Source organism: Pseudomonas sp. Colony2 (genome assembly GCF_019382755.1).
Classification (GTDB): domain Bacteria; phylum Pseudomonadota; class Gammaproteobacteria; order Pseudomonadales; family Pseudomonadaceae; genus Aquipseudomonas.
The window spans coordinates 56,006-72,191 of the sequence record NZ_CP080030.1 but is presented as its reverse complement, the minus strand read 5'-3'; the positions used below and the strand labels follow the sequence as shown (position 1 = coordinate 72,191).

The following is a 16,186-nucleotide window of genomic DNA, read 5'->3' as shown; positions in this document are numbered from 1 at the left end:
GCTGGTCGGATGAGAAATAAATGCTAAGAAACGCTATACGGACAGGCTAAAATGCGCGCCCGGCTAACCGCTGATCCCTTTTTAATGCGCCCCACAAGGTTCGCTACGTGATCGAGTTTCATAACGTCCATAAAACCTACCGGGTCGCCGGTAAGGATATCCCCGCACTGCATCCCACCAACCTGCGCGTCGAAAATGGCCAGGTGTTTGGTCTGATCGGCCATTCCGGTGCGGGAAAAAGTACTTTGCTGCGTCTGATCAACCGCCTGGAGCAACCCAGCGGCGGCCAGATCAAGGTCGATGACGAAGAAGTCACCGCCCTCGACGCCAACGGCCTGCGCCGTTTCCGGCAACAGGTCGGGATGATCTTCCAGCACTTCAACCTGCTGGCATCCAAGACCGTTGCCGACAACGTGGCGCTGCCGCTGACCCTCGCGGGCGAACTTTCCCGCAAGGAAATCGACCTGCGCGTGGCCGAATTGCTGGCCCGGGTCGGCCTGTCCGACCACGCCAAGAAGTACCCGGCGCAGTTGTCGGGCGGCCAGAAGCAGCGCGTCGGCATCGCCCGCGCCCTGGCCACCAAGCCGAAAATCCTGCTGTGCGACGAAGCCACCAGCGCCCTCGACCCGCAGACCACGGCCTCGGTCCTGCAACTGCTGGCCGAGATCAACCGCGAGCTGAAGCTGACCATCGTGCTGATCACCCATGAAATGGACGTGATCCGCCGCGTGTGCGACCACGTGGCCGTGATGGATGCCGGCGTGATCGTCGAGCAAGGCACCGTCGCCGATGTATTCCTGCACCCCAAGCACCCGACCACCAAGCGCTTCGTGCAGGAATCCGAGCAAGTCGACGAAGGCGAACAGCGTGATGACTTCGCCCATGTACCGGGGCGCATCGTGCGCCTGACATTCCAGGGCGAAGCGACCTACGCGCCGCTGCTGGGTACCGTCGCCCGCGACACGGGTGTGGACTACAGCATCCTCGCCGGTCGTATCGACCGCATCAAAGACATTCCCTACGGGCAACTGACCCTCGCCGTCACCGGCGGTGACATGGAGGCCGCCTTCGCCGCCTTCACCGCGGCAGACGTCCATATGGAGGTGCTGCGCTAATGGAAATCCTCTTGAGCTTTTTCTCGAACATCGACTGGTCGGAAATCCTGCTCGCCACCGGCGACACCATGACCATGCTGTTCGGCTCGCTGCTGTTCACCGTATTGCTGGGCTTGCCGTTGGGCGTGCTGCTGTTCCTGTGCAGCCCGCGTCAGCTGTTCGAACAAAAGAATGTTTATGCGCTGTTGTCGCTGGTGGTGAACATCCTGCGTTCGCTGCCGTTCATTATCCTGTTGATCGTAATGATCCCGTTCACGGTGCTGATCACCGGCACCTCGCTGGGTGTTGCCGGTGCAATTCCACCGCTGGTGGTGGGTGCCACGCCGTTCTTTGCGCGCCTGGTGGAAACGGCGCTGCGTGAAGTGGACCGCGGGATTATCGAAGCGACCCAGGCCATGGGCGCGACCACTCGCCAGATCATTACCAACGCGTTGCTGCCCGAAGCCCGCCCCGGCATCTTCGCGGCGATTACGGTGACGGCGATTACACTGGTTTCCTACACGGCCATGGCCGGCGTAGTGGGTGCCGGTGGCCTGGGTGACTTGGCGATCCGCTTCGGTTATCAGCGCTTCCAGACCGACGTGATGGTGGTCACCGTGGTGCTGCTGCTGATCCTGGTACAAATTCTGCAAACCGTCGGCGACAAGCTGGTGGTGCACTTTTCTCGAAAATAACGGCTATTGCCGGCGTTAAGCCGGCCAATTCCCGAACAAGGAGCTTGTTGAATGAAAAAACTACTGGTTGCTTTCGCCGCCGTTGCCGCGTTCTCCGCCCACGCCGCCGAAACCCTCACCGTGGCCGCGTCCCCGGTGCCGCACGCTGAAATCCTCGAATTCGTGAAGCCGGCTCTGGCCAAGGAAGGCGTAGACCTGCAGGTCAAAGTCTTCACCGACTACGTTCAGCCAAACGTACAGGTAGCCGAAAAGCGCCTGGACGCCAACTTCTTCCAGCACCAGCCGTACCTGGATGAGTTCAACAAAGCCAAGGGCACTCATCTGGTGAGCGTTGGCGCTGTGCACCTGGAGCCTCTGGGCGCCTACTCCAGCAAGTACAAGAAGCTGGAAGACCTGCCAAGCGGCGCCAACGTCGTGATCCCGAACGACGCCACCAACGGCGGCCGTGCGCTGTTGCTGCTGGCCAAGCACAACCTGATCACCCTGAAGGACCCGACCAACATCCTGTCGACCATCAAGGACATCACTGAAAACCCGAAAGGCCTGAAATTCCGCGAACTGGAAGCCGCCACCCTGCCGCGCGTGCTGACCCAGGTCGACCTGGCGCTGATCAACACCAACTACGCCCTGGAAGCCAAGCTGGACCCCTCCAAGGACGCCCTGGTGATCGAAGGCAACGACTCGCCTTACGTGAACATCCTGGTGACCCGCGAAGACAACAAGGATTCGGATGCGGTGAAGAAGCTGGTTGCAGCCCTGCACACCCCGGAAGTGAAAGCGTTCATTCTTGAGAAGTACAAAGGCGCGATCCTGCCGGCGTTCTGATCCAAGGCCGAAACCCCGATCGAAAAAGCGGACGCAGAGCGTCCAGTGGGGCATTCCCACGCAGAGCGTGGGAACGATCCAAACCAATGTGGGAGCGGGCTTGCTCGCGAAGGCGGTGGTTCAGTCGATACATCTGTTGACTGACACACCGCCTTCGCGAGCAAGCCCGCTCCCACATTTGATTTGTGTCGCTCAGAAAATGGTCGGCAGGCTTATTTACGCTGCAACAACCCCGGGAACTGCGCTACCAGCTTCTGGTTGTTCAACGGCGCCCGGATAAACCCGCGTTGCGTTCCATCCGGCCCGATCAGCGCAAGGTTGCCGCTGTGGTCGACGGTGTAGTTGGGCTTGCTGGTGTCTGCCGGAATAAACGGAATGCTCACCGCATTCGAAACCTTCTGCACATCGTCCACATTCGCACCGGTCAAGCCCTCGAACTGTGGATCGAAGTAGCCCAGGTACTGCTTGAGCTGCGCCGGTGTATCGCGGTTCGGGTCAACGCTGACCAAAATCACCTGCAACTTATCCACAACGTCTTTGGGCAGCTCGCTCTTGATCTGCCGCAGCTGGGCGAGGGTGGTCGGACAGATGTCCGGGCAGAAGGTGTAGCCGAAGAACAGCACGCTCCACTTGCCTTTCAGCTCGTTGACCACCACCGGCTGGCCGTCCTGGTTGGTCATGGTCACCGGCGGCAACTGGCGGCTTTGCGGCAGCAGGATGATGCCGGCATCGATCAAGGCCGTCGGGTCGCCCTGGCCTTTGCCACTCAGGACTTTGTTGACGGTCAGGCCCATGATCAACGCGACAATGGCCACCAGAATGAAGACAGTTTTTTGAGTTCGAGTCATAGGTTCAACAATAGGTAATGGTCTACGAGCAGGGCGATAAACAGCGCGAACAAGTACCAGATAGAGTACTTGAAGGTGTTGATCGCCGCGTGCGGCCGACTGCCACGGTACAGCACCCAGGCCCATTGCAGAAAGCGCCCGCCCAGAACCAGTGCGCACACCAGGTACAGCATGCCGCTCATGTGGATGACATAGGGCATCAGGCTGACCGCCAGCAAGGCGAAGGTGTAGAGCAGGATATGCACCTTGGTGTAGTGCTCGCCGTGGGTCACGGGCAGCATCGGGATGTCGGCCTTGGCGTATTCCTCCTTGCGGTGAATCGCCAGGGCCCAGAAGTGCGGCGGGGTCCAGGCGAAGATGATCAGCACCAGCAGCAACGGCTCGGCGCTGACGTGGCCAGTGACGGCAACCCAACCCAGCAACGGCGGCGCGGCGCCAGCCAGCCCACCGATGACGATGTTCTGCGGCGTCGCACGCTTGAGAAAACCGGTGTAGATCACGGCGTAGCCCAACAGTGAAGCCAGGGTCAGCCAGGCGGCCAGCGGATTGGTAAACGCCAGCAACAGCGCCAGCCCGGCCACCGCCAGCACCATCGCAAAAACAAGCGCCGCCACAGGCGATACGCGCCCTTCCGCCAGCGGGCGCTTATGGGTACGCGCCATCAGCGCATCGATGCGCCGGTCCACCACATGGTTGACCGCCGCCGCGCCGCCGGCACACAGCGCGATCCCCAGGTTGCCGAAAATCAGCACCGGCCACGGTACCCCGGCGCGGGTGGCGAGGAACATGCCCACCAGCGAGGTGATGAGCATCAGCACCACCACTTTTGGCTTGGTCAGCTCCAGATAGTCACGCCAGATCGCCTGGCTGTGACGCTCGCTGATCAAGGTCGCCATGGCATCTCTCCTTTAATGGTTATGAGGCCCGACACGTGTTTACGCGGGCTGAAGCGCCAGCCGAACGGCAACTGATGTCGCACCCGAACCAGGCTGGTGCGGGCGTGGTAATTGACCAGCACCAGCGTCAGCAGCAACGCCGCGCCGCCGGCGTTATGCGCGACCGCAACCGGCAGCGGCAGGTGGAAGTACACGTTACTCAGGCCCAGGCAGAGTTGCGCCGTCAGGGCGATCAGCAACAGGCCCGCCAGGCGGGTCATGCCGACCACCTTGAGCTGCCAGGCCAGGCCCAGCAACACGACAGTGACCAGCAGCGCGCCAATCCGGTGGGTGAGGTGAATCGCCGTGCGCGCATCACTGTCCAGTTGCCCGCCGAGGTAATTGGGGCCGATATGCTGGGTCAGGTGAAAGCCATTGGCGAAATCCGCCGCCGGCCACCATTGCCCGTGACAGGTCGGCAGGTCGATACACGCCACGGCTGCGTAGTTGGAGCTGACCCATCCACCCAGCGCGATCTGGCCGATCACCAGCACCAGCCCGGCCGTGGCCCAATACTGCAAACGCCTGGGCACGATCAGCGCCGGCAATACGCCGGACAATCGCAGCGTCAGCAAGAACAGCAGGCTCAACGTCGCAAACCCGCCCAATAAATGCCCGGTGACCACTTGCGGCCAGAGCTTCAGCGTCACCGTCCACATGCCAAACGCTGCCTGGGCGAACACCACCGCCAACAGGAACAACGGCAGCTTCAACGGCTGGCCCGGATGATGCCGATGGGTCCAGGCGCGCGCCGCCAGCAGCACGATCAACAGCCCGAGGGTGCCGGCGAAGTAACGGTGGGTCATCTCGTTCCAGCCCTTGTCCGCCTCGACCGGCGTGTCCGGGTAATGCAGTTCGGCATGGGCCAGCTGGGCTTCGCTTTTCGGCACGCTGATAAAGCCATAGCAACCCGGCCAGTCCGGGCAACCGAGACCCGCGTGGGTAAGGCGGGTATAGGCGCCCAGCAGCACCACGATCAGGGCCAGCAGGGTGGCAAACAGCGCGAGGCGAAATCCAGGTTTGGCCATGACGGTGTCCTTATCCGATGTTCGACAGTTTCAGCAGCAGGCGCAGGTCGTTGAGCAGGTCCTTGCCCTTGACGCGGGCGTCGTAGCGCAGCACCAGGTTGCCGTGGGGGTCGACGATCCACAGCTGGGCATCGCCGCTGCCTTGGGCGGCGGCGTCTTTGTTGAAGGTCGACAGGTCCAGGGAATAGCGTTGCAGTTGCGGGTATTCGGCCTTGAGTTTGGCGTCATACGCGGTGCTGACCGGCTGCGCACTGGCCAGGGCGTGGCTGGCGCGGGAGGCATCACGGCCCAGGCCGATCTGGAGTTGGCGTGCGAGGTACACCAGTTGCTGGCAGTCGGCGGCGCAGGCGGTGGGCGCGGTGACCAGCAGTTGCCAGCGGTCTTCGTCAGCCTGCACGCCAATGTCGGCACGGGTCTGGCCATTGCCGATCATCTCGCCGTGGTAGCTGCGGCTGTCCGGCACCCAGAACTGCAATTTGTACATAAAGGTGGCGAGCACCATCGGGCCGACCACCATCAGCAGGATCAGGATCAGTTGCCAACGGCCCTTGCGCCGATTGGGCGCTGCCGGCGTGTCAGACATGTTGAGTGGATTCATGGCCGCTCCCATGGCGCTTCTCCTTTTTTGTGTTGTGCCATCCGAGGTAGAGGTAAAGGCCGAACAGCGCCACCGCCATGGCGAACCACTGCACGGCGTAGCCCAGGTGTTTTTCCGGGCCCATGGCGACCACGGGCCAGCTGGTTTCGTAGGTGGCCGGGCCCGCTTCAGCCCGCACTTCATAGGCGAATCCGCTGCGACCCAACTCGGTCCACAGCGCTGCGGGATGCAGCGCGGTCAACAATCGTGGCCACTGTGCGCCCGCCGGATCGGCATGCAACTGGAAGGTCTCACCAGGCGCCACATAGACCCAGGCGTCGAGATTCAACAGTTGTTCGGGAGTGGTGAAAACCGGCGGTGCACGGCGGTCCGGCCAGGGCAGCCAGCCACGATTGAGCAACAGCCACTCGCCGCTGGCCTGATCATGGAAAGGTTGCAGTAGCTCCACACCGACCTTGCCGTCGCGAAAGCGGTTATCCAGCAACACGCTGTGCTCGGCATCGAACTGCCCGCGCAAATGCACACGACGGAACGCCGGATCTTCGGTGGCCTGCAGTTGCGTACTGCTCATGGGCTCGGCAGCGCGGCGCTCGGCGTAAGTGTCCAGCAGCGCCTGTTTTTCGTGACCGCGAGACAGCTGCCAAAAGCCGAGAAATACCAGTAACGGCAGCAGCACGAGTACCACCAGCGTCGGCGCAATACCGGGGCGAAAGGGTTTCATGGCATTGCCGCAGAGGTCGGTGCTGCGCTGGCTATACTGAATCTCATTGCTCGCCCCCTCCAAAAAAGAGCCCCGGAGCCCACCATGCTCAAAGCAGCCATTGCCCTGATGCTGATTGCTACCGTCGTGAGCCTGTTCAGTGGCTTGTTCTTCCTGGTCAAGGACGAGGGCAACTCCAACCGCCTCGTCACTGCCTTGACCGTGCGTGTGGTGCTGGCCGTGATCACCCTGGGGTTGATCACCTGGGGTTTCTTCAGCGGCCAACTGGTATCTCATGCGCCTTGGTGAAACACCTCAAAGCACGTAAACGAAGAAAAACAGCCCGATCCACACCACGTCCACAAAGTGCCAATACCAACTGGCCGCCTCGAACCCGAACTGGTGTTCGTTGTTGAAATGCCCCTTCAGGATGCGCATCAGCATCACAAACAAAATGATCGTGCCGATGGTCACGTGGGCACCGTGGAAGCCGGTGAGCATGAAGAAGGTCGCGCCGTACACGCCGGAACCCAGGGTCAGGCCCAACTCCTTATAGGCATGGATGTATTCCTCGGCCTGGAACCCGAGAAACGCCCAACCCAGCAACACGGTGATCGCGAGCCAGATCTTCAGTGCGCCGCGATGGCCTTTGCGCAAGGCATGGTGGGCGATAGTGATGGTCACGCTGGAGCTGACCAGCAAGATCGTGTTGATCAGCGGCAAGCCCCACGGGCTGATGGTGCCCTTGGGCGCCGGAAACATTTTCGGGTCAGGATTGTTCAGCAGCGGCCAGGCAAATTCGAAGTTCGGCCACAGCATGTGCGCGATGCCCTTGTGGCCTTCGCCCGCCAGCCACGGCGCCGACATGTGCCGCACATAAAACAGCGCACCGAAAAACGCGATGAAGAACATCACTTCGGAAAAGATGAACCAGGTCATGCCCCAGCGAAAGGAGCGGTCCATCTGCGAACTGTACAAACCGGCGCGACTTTCCTTGATCACCGCGCCGAACCAGCCAAACATCATGTAGGCCAGCAGCAAGCCACCGACGAAAAAGATCAGCGGGCCGTGGGATTCCGGGCGTGCGGCCTTCAAATCGTTGAACCAGGTCGCCAATCCGAACACCGTGATCAGCATCCCCAACGTAGCAATTATTGGCCATTTGCTTTGCGCTGGTACGTAGTACGTATCATGAGTCGACATGTATTCGTTCTCCTAATCGAGCCCGCAAGCAACGCCTAGCCGCCGGTATGGACAGCCACGGGCGGTTGGCGCGCGGTGATATCGAACAGCGTGTACGCCAGGGTCAAATGCTTCACATCCTTGGGCATGTCGCGGTCGACAATGAAGCGCACCGGCATCTCTATGCGCTGACCTGGCTGTAGCACTTGCTGGGTGAAGCAAAAACACTCGGTCTTGTGGAAGTACATCGCCGCCTCGGCCGGCGAAATGCTCGGCACCGCCTGGGCGGTCATCGGCTTGTCGGTGGGGTTGTAGGCCACGAACAGCATCTCGGTGACTGCGCCGGGATTGACCACCACCTCGTCGGCCTTGGAGTGGAATTCCCAGACCATATCGATGGCATTGGTGGACAGGAACTGCACCCGCACCTGCCGCGTCGGGTCCACCACCTGCTCGCCTTCGTACTGCCCGGCGGTCTTGCCATTGATGCCGAACGCCTTGCACATCACGTCGTAGATCGGCACCAGGGCAAACCCGAAGGCGAACATCGCCACCACCAGGATCAGCAGGCGCGTGACCAGGCGCTTGATAGGCACGGACTCAAGCATGGCGGCCACCTGCGAATGAATGTTCTGCGAATGGCCTTTCTGTGGGAGCTGGCTTGCCTGCGATGCTGGCAACTCGGTCTTTCAGGTACACCGAAGTGATGCCATCGCAGGCAAGCCAGCTCCCACAGGATAGGGAGGTGTTCATTTGACCTCCGGTGGCGTGGTGAAGGTGTGGTACGGCGCGGGCGAAGGAATGCTCCACTCCAGCCCTTCGGCGCCATCCCACGGCTTGGCCGGCGCAGGCGGGCCGCCACGGATGCACTTGATGACGATGAACAGGAAGAAGATCTGCGTCGCGCCAAAGGTGAAGGCACCGATGGAGGAGACCATGTTGAAGTCGGCGAACTGCAGGTTGTAGTCCGGCACCCGACGCGGCATGCCGGCAAGCCCTACGAAGTGCATCGGGAAGAACGCCATGTTCATCCCCACGAACGACAGCCAGAAGTGCAGCTTGCCCAGGGTTTCGTCGTACATGTGGCCGGTCCATTTCGGCAGCCAGTAGTAGGCCGAGGCGAAGATCCCGAAGATCGCCCCAGGCACCAGTACGTAATGGAAGTGCGCCACCACGAAGTAGGTGTCGTGGTACTGGAAATCCGCCGGGGCGATGGCCAGCATCAGCCCGGAGAAACCGCCGATGGTGAACAGAATCACGAAGGCCACCGCGAACAGCATCGGCGTCTCGAAGGTCAGCGAGCCTTGCCACATGGTGCTGACCCAGTTGAACACTTTCACGCCCGTGGGCACCGCGATCAGCAGCGTGGCGTACATGAAGAACAGCTCGCCCACCAGCGGGATGCCCACCACGAACATGTGGTGCGCCCACACGATGAACGACAGGAACGCGATGCTCGCCGTGGCGTACACCATCGAGGTGTAGCCGAACAGCGGCTTGCGCGAGAAGGTCGGGATGATCGAGCTGACGGCACCGAACGCCGGCAGGATCATGATGTACACCTCGGGGTGGCCGAAGAACCAGAACACATGCTGGAACAACACCGGGTCACCGCCACCGGCGGCACTGAAGAAGCTGGTGCCGAAGTGGATGTCCATCAGCATCATGGTCACGCAGCCCGCCAGCACCGGCATCACCGCGATCAGCAGGAAGGCTGTGATCAGCCAGGTCCAGACGAACAGCGGCATTTTCATCAACGTCATGCCGGGAGCGCGCAGGTTGAGGATGGTGGCGATGACGTTGATCGCGCCCATGATCGAACTGATGCCCATCAAGTGGATGGCGAAGATGAAGAACGTCACGCTTTCCGGCGCGTAGGTGGTGGAGAGCGGGGCGTAGAAGGTCCAGCCGAAGTTCGGCCCGCCGCCGGGCATGAACAGGGTGGAAACCAGCATCAGGAACGCCGCCGGCAACAGCCAGAAACTGAAGTTGTTCATGCGCGGCAGGGCCATGTCGGGCGCGCCGATCATCAACGGAATCATCCAGTTGGCCAGGCCGACAAACGCTGGCATCACCGCACCGAACACCATCACCAGGCCGTGCATGGTGGTCATCTGATTGAAGAACGCCGGCTCGACGATCTGCAAACCCGGCTGGAACAGCTCGGCACGGATCACCATGGCAAACGAGCCACCAAGCAGGAACATGCAGAAGCTGAACCACAGGTACATCGTGCCGATGTCTTTGTGGTTGGTGGTCAGTACCCAACGCATCAGGCCCTTGGCGGGGCCGTGAGCGTGGTCACCGGCATGACCGTGGTCATCGATCACAGCGCTCATGGCCTTTCTCCTGCGAACGAGTGGGCGGGACGGTTCAGGGAATATGCAATGAAGGAAGTCATTTGCTTTCCGCCTGTTTCAGAGCCAGTACGTCTTTAGGTGTGACCATGTCGCCTTTGTTGTTGCCCCAGGCGTTACGTTCATAGGTCACGACCGCCGCGATATCGACTTCCGACAGTTGCTTGCCGAACGCCGCCATGGCGGTGCCGGGCTTGCCGAAGTACACGCGGTGCAGGTGGTCTTCCTTGGGCCCGGTGGCAATCGGCGAGCCCTTGAGCGCCGGGAACATCGGCGGCAGGCCCTGGCCTTCGGCCTGGTGACAGGCGACGCAGGTGGTGTGGTAGATCTTGTCGCCACGGGCCACCAGCTCATCCAGGGTCCATTCCTTGGAGGTCAGCTCCTTGAGCTTGGCGGCCTCTTCCTTACGCTCGCCGAGCCAGGTGTCGTAGTCGGCCTTGGATTTGACCTCCACCACGATCGGCATGAAGCCGTGGTCCTTGCCGCACAGTTCGGCGCACTGGCCGCGATAGATGCCGGGCTTTTCGATGCGGGTCCAGGCCTCGTTGACGAAGCCGGGAATCGCATCACGCTTCACCGCAAACGCCGGCACCCACCAGGAGTGGATCACGTCCGCAGCGGTCACCAGGAAACGCACCTTGGCACCCACCGGCAGCACCAGCGGCTGGTCGACTTCCAACAGGTAATGCTCGCCTTTGACGGCCTGGTTATGGATCTGCTCGGCGGGCGTGGCCAGGTTGCTGAAGAACTCGACATCCTGGCCCAGGTATTTGTAATGCCACTTCCACTGGTAGCCGGTGACCTGGATATCGATATCCGACTCAGTGCTGTCGTAGATGTTGATCAGCGTCTTGGTGGCCGGAATGGCCATCGCCACCAGGATCAGCAAGGGCACCACGGTCCAGAGAATCTCCACCGTCGTACTCTCGTGGAACTTGGCTGCCACCTGTCCCGTGGAGCGCCGGTGAACGATCATCGACCAGAACATCGCGCCAAACACGACGATGCCAATCGCCACACAAATCCAGAAAATGGTCATGTGCAGGTCAAACACGGCGTGACTGACTTCAGTGGCCCCTGGCGCCATATTCGTTGTCCAGGCGGCTTGCGCCTGGCCGAATACTGACCACAACAGGAGGCCCATCCAAACATGTGGATGTCGCGTCATTGCGGGTTCCCCTTATCATTCTTGTTATCCCGCCGGTTTGCACCTGCGGCCAAGGGAGCGGCTTCCATACTGCTTACAACCGCCAAGCCTTGCCTGCTCATGCAGTCGGGCGTCATCAGCTAATTGCGTACAAAATCGAGTATAGACAGCGACCGCCACCCCGCAATGTGATCGGGCAAATGAACGAAAATGAGGAAACGGACCACACAACAGGACCGGTGGCGCGCGTTATCCGACGAACGATGGCAATTTGATATAACGCCAGCGCATAACCATGAAATAATTATGACAAATGCGTCTTAGGCTCTCGTATAAACGAGCTACCTTATGCTCTCCCTATTTCCTACGCCTGCATCACTGGAGCTTTCATGAACACCGCCGCATTGCGCGAGCAGATTTCCCGTGCCCATCAACACGAATCCAGCACTGGCCAGCTTGCTCAGCAGCTGGAAGTCCAGTTACCGCACCTGCACCCGGCGATTTCCGTGCCTGACGTCGACGCCAAGGGCGTGATGACGCGTTTTGTAAGCGCCTACATCGACCAGGTCCCCGATCTGCTGGACGCGGCCAACGATGTCGCCCGCGAAGCCGGTATTGAAAGCCAGATCAAACCGGTGCTGAAAATCGCCGAGCATTTCTTCCTGCAGCCGCCGGCGATCCTGGCCGGGCATGAAGGCCTGGACGGTTTGCTGGATGAGGCTTACCTGGCGCATCGCCTGGTGGAAGAGGTCAACGATCTGTATATCAAGCACTTCGGCCAGCCGTTGATTCCGCTGGATACCACCGTGGCGAACGTGATCGCCCACCAATTGATCGGCGAGACGTTTGCCAATCAGCTAGATGAGGCGGTGCACCACGCGGTGGATGAGATGCTTAACGAAGAGAGTTTTGCCCTGGAGTCGGTCGAGGCGTACCGCGACAAGCTCAAGAGCCCGGACACGGAAGCGGCGTGGAAGCGCTGGCCGTGCCTGTCGCGGCAGTTGGGCGTGGGTCTTGAGCTGGACCAGCCAGCTTAGATTTGCCGGCTTGCAAAGATCCAATGTGGGAGCGGGCTTGCTCGCGAAAGCGGTGTATCAGAAACACATTCRGTGACTGACACTGCGCCTTCGCGAGCAAGCCCGCTCCCACATTTTGATCCGGTTTCGTCAGCCAACAGACGGCGCCGAGCCTATTCCGGTCGTCGTTCTTACCCGTCCTTCCAACCTGCGCTTCAACCCCCGCGCCTCGATCATCAGCTTCGAGCCCTTGGCCGCATTGGCCCGACCCCATTCCTCCAATAGCTCAAGGCAGGAGTGGTCGATATAGCTCAGGTTACTGAGCGGCACATGCAAGGTGGTCCCGGCGGGTACCGTCGACAGCACCTGGGTCAATGCAGGCACTTTGAGAAAGGTCCCGGCCCCCGTCAATCGCAGCTCCATCTCGCCCTCCTGCGGCAGGTCGATCAGGCTTATCTTCAAGCGTGAGGCCTTGAACGCCAGCTTCACCAGCGTCAACCCGAAGCCCACCAACACACCCGTCAGCAGGTCGGTAAAGATGATCGCCAGCGCCGTCGCCGCGTAGGTAAACATCGGCATTCGCCCGTAGCGCGCCAGGCCACGAAACGCCTTCATGTCCACCAGCTTGATCCCGGTGTACACCAGCACACCCGCCAGGCTTGCCACCGGAATGCTTTGCAGCACACTGGACAGCAACAGCACGAACGCCAGCAGCCACAAGCCGTGGAACATTGCTGACAAACGCGTGGTAGCGCCGGCCTGGACGTTGGCCGAACTGCGCACGATCACACCGGTCATCGGCAGGGCGCCGACCAGGCCACACAGCATGTTGCCCACGCCTTGTGCCGACAATTCCTTGTCGAAGTCGGAACGCTGGCCACTGTGCATACGGTCGACTGCCGCCGCCGAAAGCAGCGTTTCAGCGCTGGCGATAAATGCCACGGCGAAGGCTGCGATCAACAGATTGGGATCCGCCAGGTTCAGCAGGTCGCTGGGGCGCAGCCAATCGATGGCATCCGCGAGGTTTTCCGGCACCTCCACCCGCTTGACCTGCAACGCCAGCACCAGGCTGGTGACTGTCGCCAGGCCCACGCCGAGCAGGGCGCCGGGGACGAAGCGCAGCTTTTGCGGGCGAAATTTGTCCCACAGCCACATCACCATAATCGTCGACAGCCCGAGCAAACCGGCCTGCCAGCCGAGCCCGCCGCCCAATGTGGGGATCGCCTGGATCAGTGCCGCAGGGAAGCCGGCGAGGTTATCCAGCCCCGAGGGCTTTGGCACACCGTCGAGCATCACGTGTACTTGCGACAGGACAATCAGCACCCCGATCCCCGCCAGCATCCCGTACACCACTGCAGGCGCAGTCACGCGGAACCAGCAGCCCAGGCGCAAACGCCCGGCTACCAATTGCAGGAAGCCCGCCAGCAACAGGATCGGCCCGAGCATGGCCATGCCATGCTGGCGAACCAGTTCGAACACCAACACCGCCAAACCTGCCGCCGGACCGCTGACTTGCAACGGCGACCCCGCCAGCCAACCGACCACCAGGCCACCGATGATCCCGGTGATCAAGCCTTTGGCCGGAGGCATTCCGGACGCGATGGCGATCCCCATGCACAGCGGCAGGGCGACCAGAAACACAACCACGGAAGCCAGCAGCTCCCGTGGCAGCACAGCTTTCAATTGAGCAGCACGCATAATGACTCTCCCGAGGCATTCGCCGGGCGTGGCAAGGCCTGGCTGCTCGAATGGCAGCCATCGCGTTACCCGACAGGGGATTGTTTTAGAAGCGCGCTTTAGGCGTCGCGGATGGAATCGGCTGGGTACCGTTCAAGGGCAGGAACGCTGCCTGATCCGCATCGTAGGCCCTGATTTCGCTGGTCTCGATGTCGTAGACCCAGCCATGGATAAACAAATGCCCGTTGGCCATGCGCGAGGCCACGGAGGGATGAGTGCGCAGGTGCTGCAGTTGGGCGATAACGTTTTCTTCGGTCAGCACGTGCATGCTTTCGTGTTCGTTGGCGCAATCGCAGTTGTCCTGGACCATGGTCTTGGCGACCTCGGCGTGGCGCAGCCAGGCCTTTACCGTGGGCATTTTTTCCAGGCTTTGGGGGTTGAGCACCGCGCGCATGGCGCCGCAGTCGGAGTGGCCGCAAATGATGATGTGCTGCACACCAAGGGCCAGTACCGCGTACTCGATAGCCGTTGAAACACCGCCGTTCATCTGCCCATAAGGGGGCACGACATTACCGACGTTACGGGTCACGAACAAATCCCCAGGGGAGCTTTGGGTGATCAGCTCGGGAACGATGCGCGAGTCGGCGCAGGTAATGAACATTGCCCGCGGGCTCTGGGCCGTGGCGAGTTTTTTGAAGAGCTCTTCCTGCTGGGGGAAGATCTCGTTATGGAAATGCAAAAAGCCTTCAACGATGTGCTGCAGCGCTGCATCGGCGGATTCCGCCTCGTGTGGGGCTGAAGCCGACGCAGCCAACGGCTGTTTATCCTTGTCACTCATAATTCATCCTCTTGGTTGGAGCAGGGGAGTTTTCCAGTGCGGCCGGCGCCCAAACTGAAGCACCGACTCATTAGTCACTCGATGAACAAGGTACCCGCCGAAACTTAACTCAAACTGAATGAACCGCTCTAGATCAGGGCTTTCAGTGATATCAAAACGCGACTATTCCTACAGAAAAGTACGCTTATCCAGCAGTTTACAATAATGCCATCTGTCTGCCCGGCGGACAAAACGCCGTGCAATCCAGATTAAACCCTTCCCGCCGGTTGAGCCCCAATCGTTTGATCGCCTTGGCGAAACGTTGCGCCAGCAAATCGGCAAACGGCCCTTCGCCACGCATGCGTACACCGAAGCGGCTGTCGTAGACCTCACCGCCGCGCACCTGCCGCACCAGGCTCATCACATGGGCCGCGCGCTGCGGGTAATGGGCCGCCAGCCATTCCTCAAACAGCGGCGCCACCTCCAGAGGCAAACGCAGCATCATGTACGCCGCGCTTTGTGCCCCCGCGGCATGAGCTTCGGCCAGCAGGCTTTCCAGCTCGCTGTCGTTGATCATCGGGATCATCGGCGAACACAGCACGCCCACCGGGATCCCCGCCTCACGCATCACCCGGATCGCCCGCAGCCGGGCCTTGGGTGCAGCCGTGCGCGGTTCGAGGATGCGCTTGAGTTCATCGTCCAGGCTGGTGAGGCTGATCATCACCGCCACCAGCCGCTGCTGCGCCAGCTCGGTCAGCAGGTCGAGGTCCCGCAGGATCAGCGAGCCCTTGGTAATAATCGTCACCGGATGACGGTAGCGCAGCAGCACTTCGAGGGTTTGCCGGGTGATCTTGTACTCGCGCTCGATGGGCTGGTACGGGTCGGTGTTGGAGCCCAGGTTGATCGGCGCGCAGGTGTAGCCCGGTTTCGACAGTTGCTGCTCCAGCACGTCGGCGGCGTTGGTCTTGGCGATCAGCTTGGTTTCGAAGTCCAGCCCCGGCGACAGGTCCCAATATGCGTGGCTGGGCCGCGCATAGCAGTAGATACAGCCATGCTCGCAGCCTCTGTACGGGTTGATCGCCCGGTCAAACGGGATATCCGGCGAGCTGTTGCGGGTAATGATGGTTTTCGCGGTTTCGATACGGACTTCGGTGCCCTGGGTCTGTGGCACTTCCTGATACCAGCCGTCGTCTTCCGCCACGCTGACAGTGGGCGCAAAACGGTTGTGCAGGTTGGTGGCCGTGCCGCGCCCGCGAGGCGGCAGAGG

At 61.0% G+C, this 16,186-nt stretch carries 17 protein-coding genes; 5 read left to right on the top strand and 12 right to left on the bottom strand.

Annotated features, from left to right (window positions below; translation table 11 throughout):
• Positions 1-107: 107 nt before the first annotated feature.
• From JV201_RS00355 to JV201_RS00345, 3 genes are read left to right on the top strand one after another with little or no spacing between them, the layout of a single operon-like run.
• A complete protein-coding gene (locus JV201_RS00355) occupies positions 108-1,115 on the top strand; it encodes a methionine ABC transporter ATP-binding protein (RefSeq protein WP_003214829.1) in 1,008 nt (335 codons plus the stop codon).
• Positions 1,115-1,789 (top strand): methionine ABC transporter permease, encoded by a 675-nt coding sequence (locus JV201_RS00350; RefSeq protein ID WP_003214831.1) that lies wholly within the window; start codon positions 1,115-1,117, stop codon positions 1,787-1,789. The genes JV201_RS00355 and JV201_RS00350 overlap by 1 nt, the downstream gene beginning before the upstream one ends.
• Positions 1,790-1,840: 51 nt before the next feature.
• A complete protein-coding gene (locus JV201_RS00345) occupies positions 1,841-2,614 on the top strand; it encodes a MetQ/NlpA family ABC transporter substrate-binding protein (protein WP_003214835.1) in 774 nt (257 codons plus the stop codon).
• Positions 2,615-2,826: 212 nt separating this feature from the next.
• Here the strand turns inward: JV201_RS00345 and JV201_RS00340 are convergent, their stop codons facing one another.
• The 5 genes from JV201_RS00340 to JV201_RS00320 are packed head-to-tail and all read right to left on the bottom strand — an operon-like array spanning position 2,827 to position 6,744.
• Positions 2,827-3,462, bottom strand: coding sequence for an SCO family protein (locus JV201_RS00340; RefSeq protein WP_003214837.1), 636 nt, complete (start codon positions 3,460-3,462; stop codon positions 2,827-2,829).
• Complete coding sequence (cyoE, locus tag JV201_RS00335) at positions 3,459-4,358, bottom strand: heme o synthase (protein ID WP_008439626.1); 900 nt, start codon at positions 4,356-4,358, stop codon at positions 3,459-3,461. Before cyoE ends, JV201_RS00340 begins: the two co-directional genes overlap by 4 nt.
• Positions 4,346-5,425 carry a heme A synthase gene (locus tag JV201_RS00330; RefSeq protein ID WP_177035394.1) on the bottom strand — a complete coding sequence of 360 codons (1,080 nt, stop codon included), beginning with the start codon at positions 5,423-5,425 and terminating at the stop codon, positions 4,346-4,348. Before JV201_RS00330 ends, cyoE begins: the two co-directional genes overlap by 13 nt.
• 10 nt (positions 5,426-5,435) lie before the next feature.
• A complete protein-coding gene (locus JV201_RS00325) occupies positions 5,436-6,035 on the bottom strand; it encodes a hypothetical protein (RefSeq protein ID WP_023659276.1) in 600 nt (199 codons plus the stop codon).
• Complete coding sequence (locus JV201_RS00320) at positions 6,001-6,744, bottom strand: SURF1 family protein (protein WP_177122400.1); 744 nt, start codon at positions 6,742-6,744, stop codon at positions 6,001-6,003. The genes JV201_RS00325 and JV201_RS00320 overlap by 35 nt, the downstream gene beginning before the upstream one ends.
• Before the next feature lie 84 nt (positions 6,745-6,828).
• On the opposite strand from JV201_RS00320, the gene JV201_RS00315 reads away from it, so the two are divergent.
• Positions 6,829-7,032 carry a twin transmembrane helix small protein gene (locus tag JV201_RS00315; RefSeq protein ID WP_010168612.1) on the top strand — a complete coding sequence of 68 codons (204 nt, stop codon included), beginning with the start codon at positions 6,829-6,831 and terminating at the stop codon, positions 7,030-7,032.
• 6 nt (positions 7,033-7,038) lie between these two features.
• Here the strand turns inward: JV201_RS00315 and JV201_RS00310 are convergent, their stop codons facing one another.
• From JV201_RS00310 to coxB, 4 genes are all read right to left on the bottom strand, one after another.
• Positions 7,039-7,926: a cytochrome c oxidase subunit 3 gene (locus JV201_RS00310; RefSeq protein ID WP_003214849.1), complete on the bottom strand. Its 888-nt coding sequence runs from the start codon at positions 7,924-7,926 to the stop codon at positions 7,039-7,041.
• 35 nt (positions 7,927-7,961) lie between these two features.
• On the bottom strand, positions 7,962-8,513 hold the full coding sequence (locus JV201_RS00305) for a cytochrome c oxidase assembly protein (protein ID WP_008439615.1): 552 nt from the start codon (positions 8,511-8,513) through the stop codon (positions 7,962-7,964).
• A gap of 141 nt (positions 8,514-8,654) precedes the next feature.
• Entirely contained in the window at positions 8,655-10,244 is a 1,590-nt protein-coding gene (gene ctaD, locus JV201_RS00300; protein WP_003214853.1) for a cytochrome c oxidase subunit I, read from the bottom strand.
• A 58-nt stretch (positions 10,245-10,302) separates the two neighbouring features.
• Positions 10,303-11,430 carry a cytochrome c oxidase subunit II gene (coxB, locus tag JV201_RS00295; protein WP_003214854.1) on the bottom strand — a complete coding sequence of 376 codons (1,128 nt, stop codon included), beginning with the start codon at positions 11,428-11,430 and terminating at the stop codon, positions 10,303-10,305.
• Positions 11,431-11,798: 368 nt separating this feature from the next.
• Here coxB and JV201_RS00290 point away from each other — a divergent pair, with 368 nt between their 5' ends.
• Complete coding sequence (locus JV201_RS00290; RefSeq protein WP_177048221.1) at positions 11,799-12,446, top strand: hypothetical protein; 648 nt, start codon at positions 11,799-11,801, stop codon at positions 12,444-12,446.
• Between the two features lie 129 nt (positions 12,447-12,575).
• Here the strand turns inward: JV201_RS00290 and JV201_RS00285 are convergent, their stop codons facing one another.
• The 3 genes from JV201_RS00285 to JV201_RS00275 form a co-directional block, all read right to left on the bottom strand.
• Entirely contained in the window at positions 12,576-14,123 is a 1,548-nt protein-coding gene (locus JV201_RS00285; protein WP_008439613.1) for a SulP family inorganic anion transporter, read from the bottom strand.
• A gap of 85 nt (positions 14,124-14,208) precedes the next feature.
• On the bottom strand, positions 14,209-14,940 hold the full coding sequence (locus JV201_RS00280; protein WP_076013306.1) for a carbonic anhydrase: 732 nt from the start codon (positions 14,938-14,940) through the stop codon (positions 14,209-14,211).
• A gap of 196 nt (positions 14,941-15,136) precedes the next feature.
• Positions 15,137-16,186, bottom strand: a 1,050-nt coding sequence (locus JV201_RS00275) for a PA0069 family radical SAM protein (RefSeq protein ID WP_257903274.1), incomplete at its 5' end; no start/stop codon positions are given.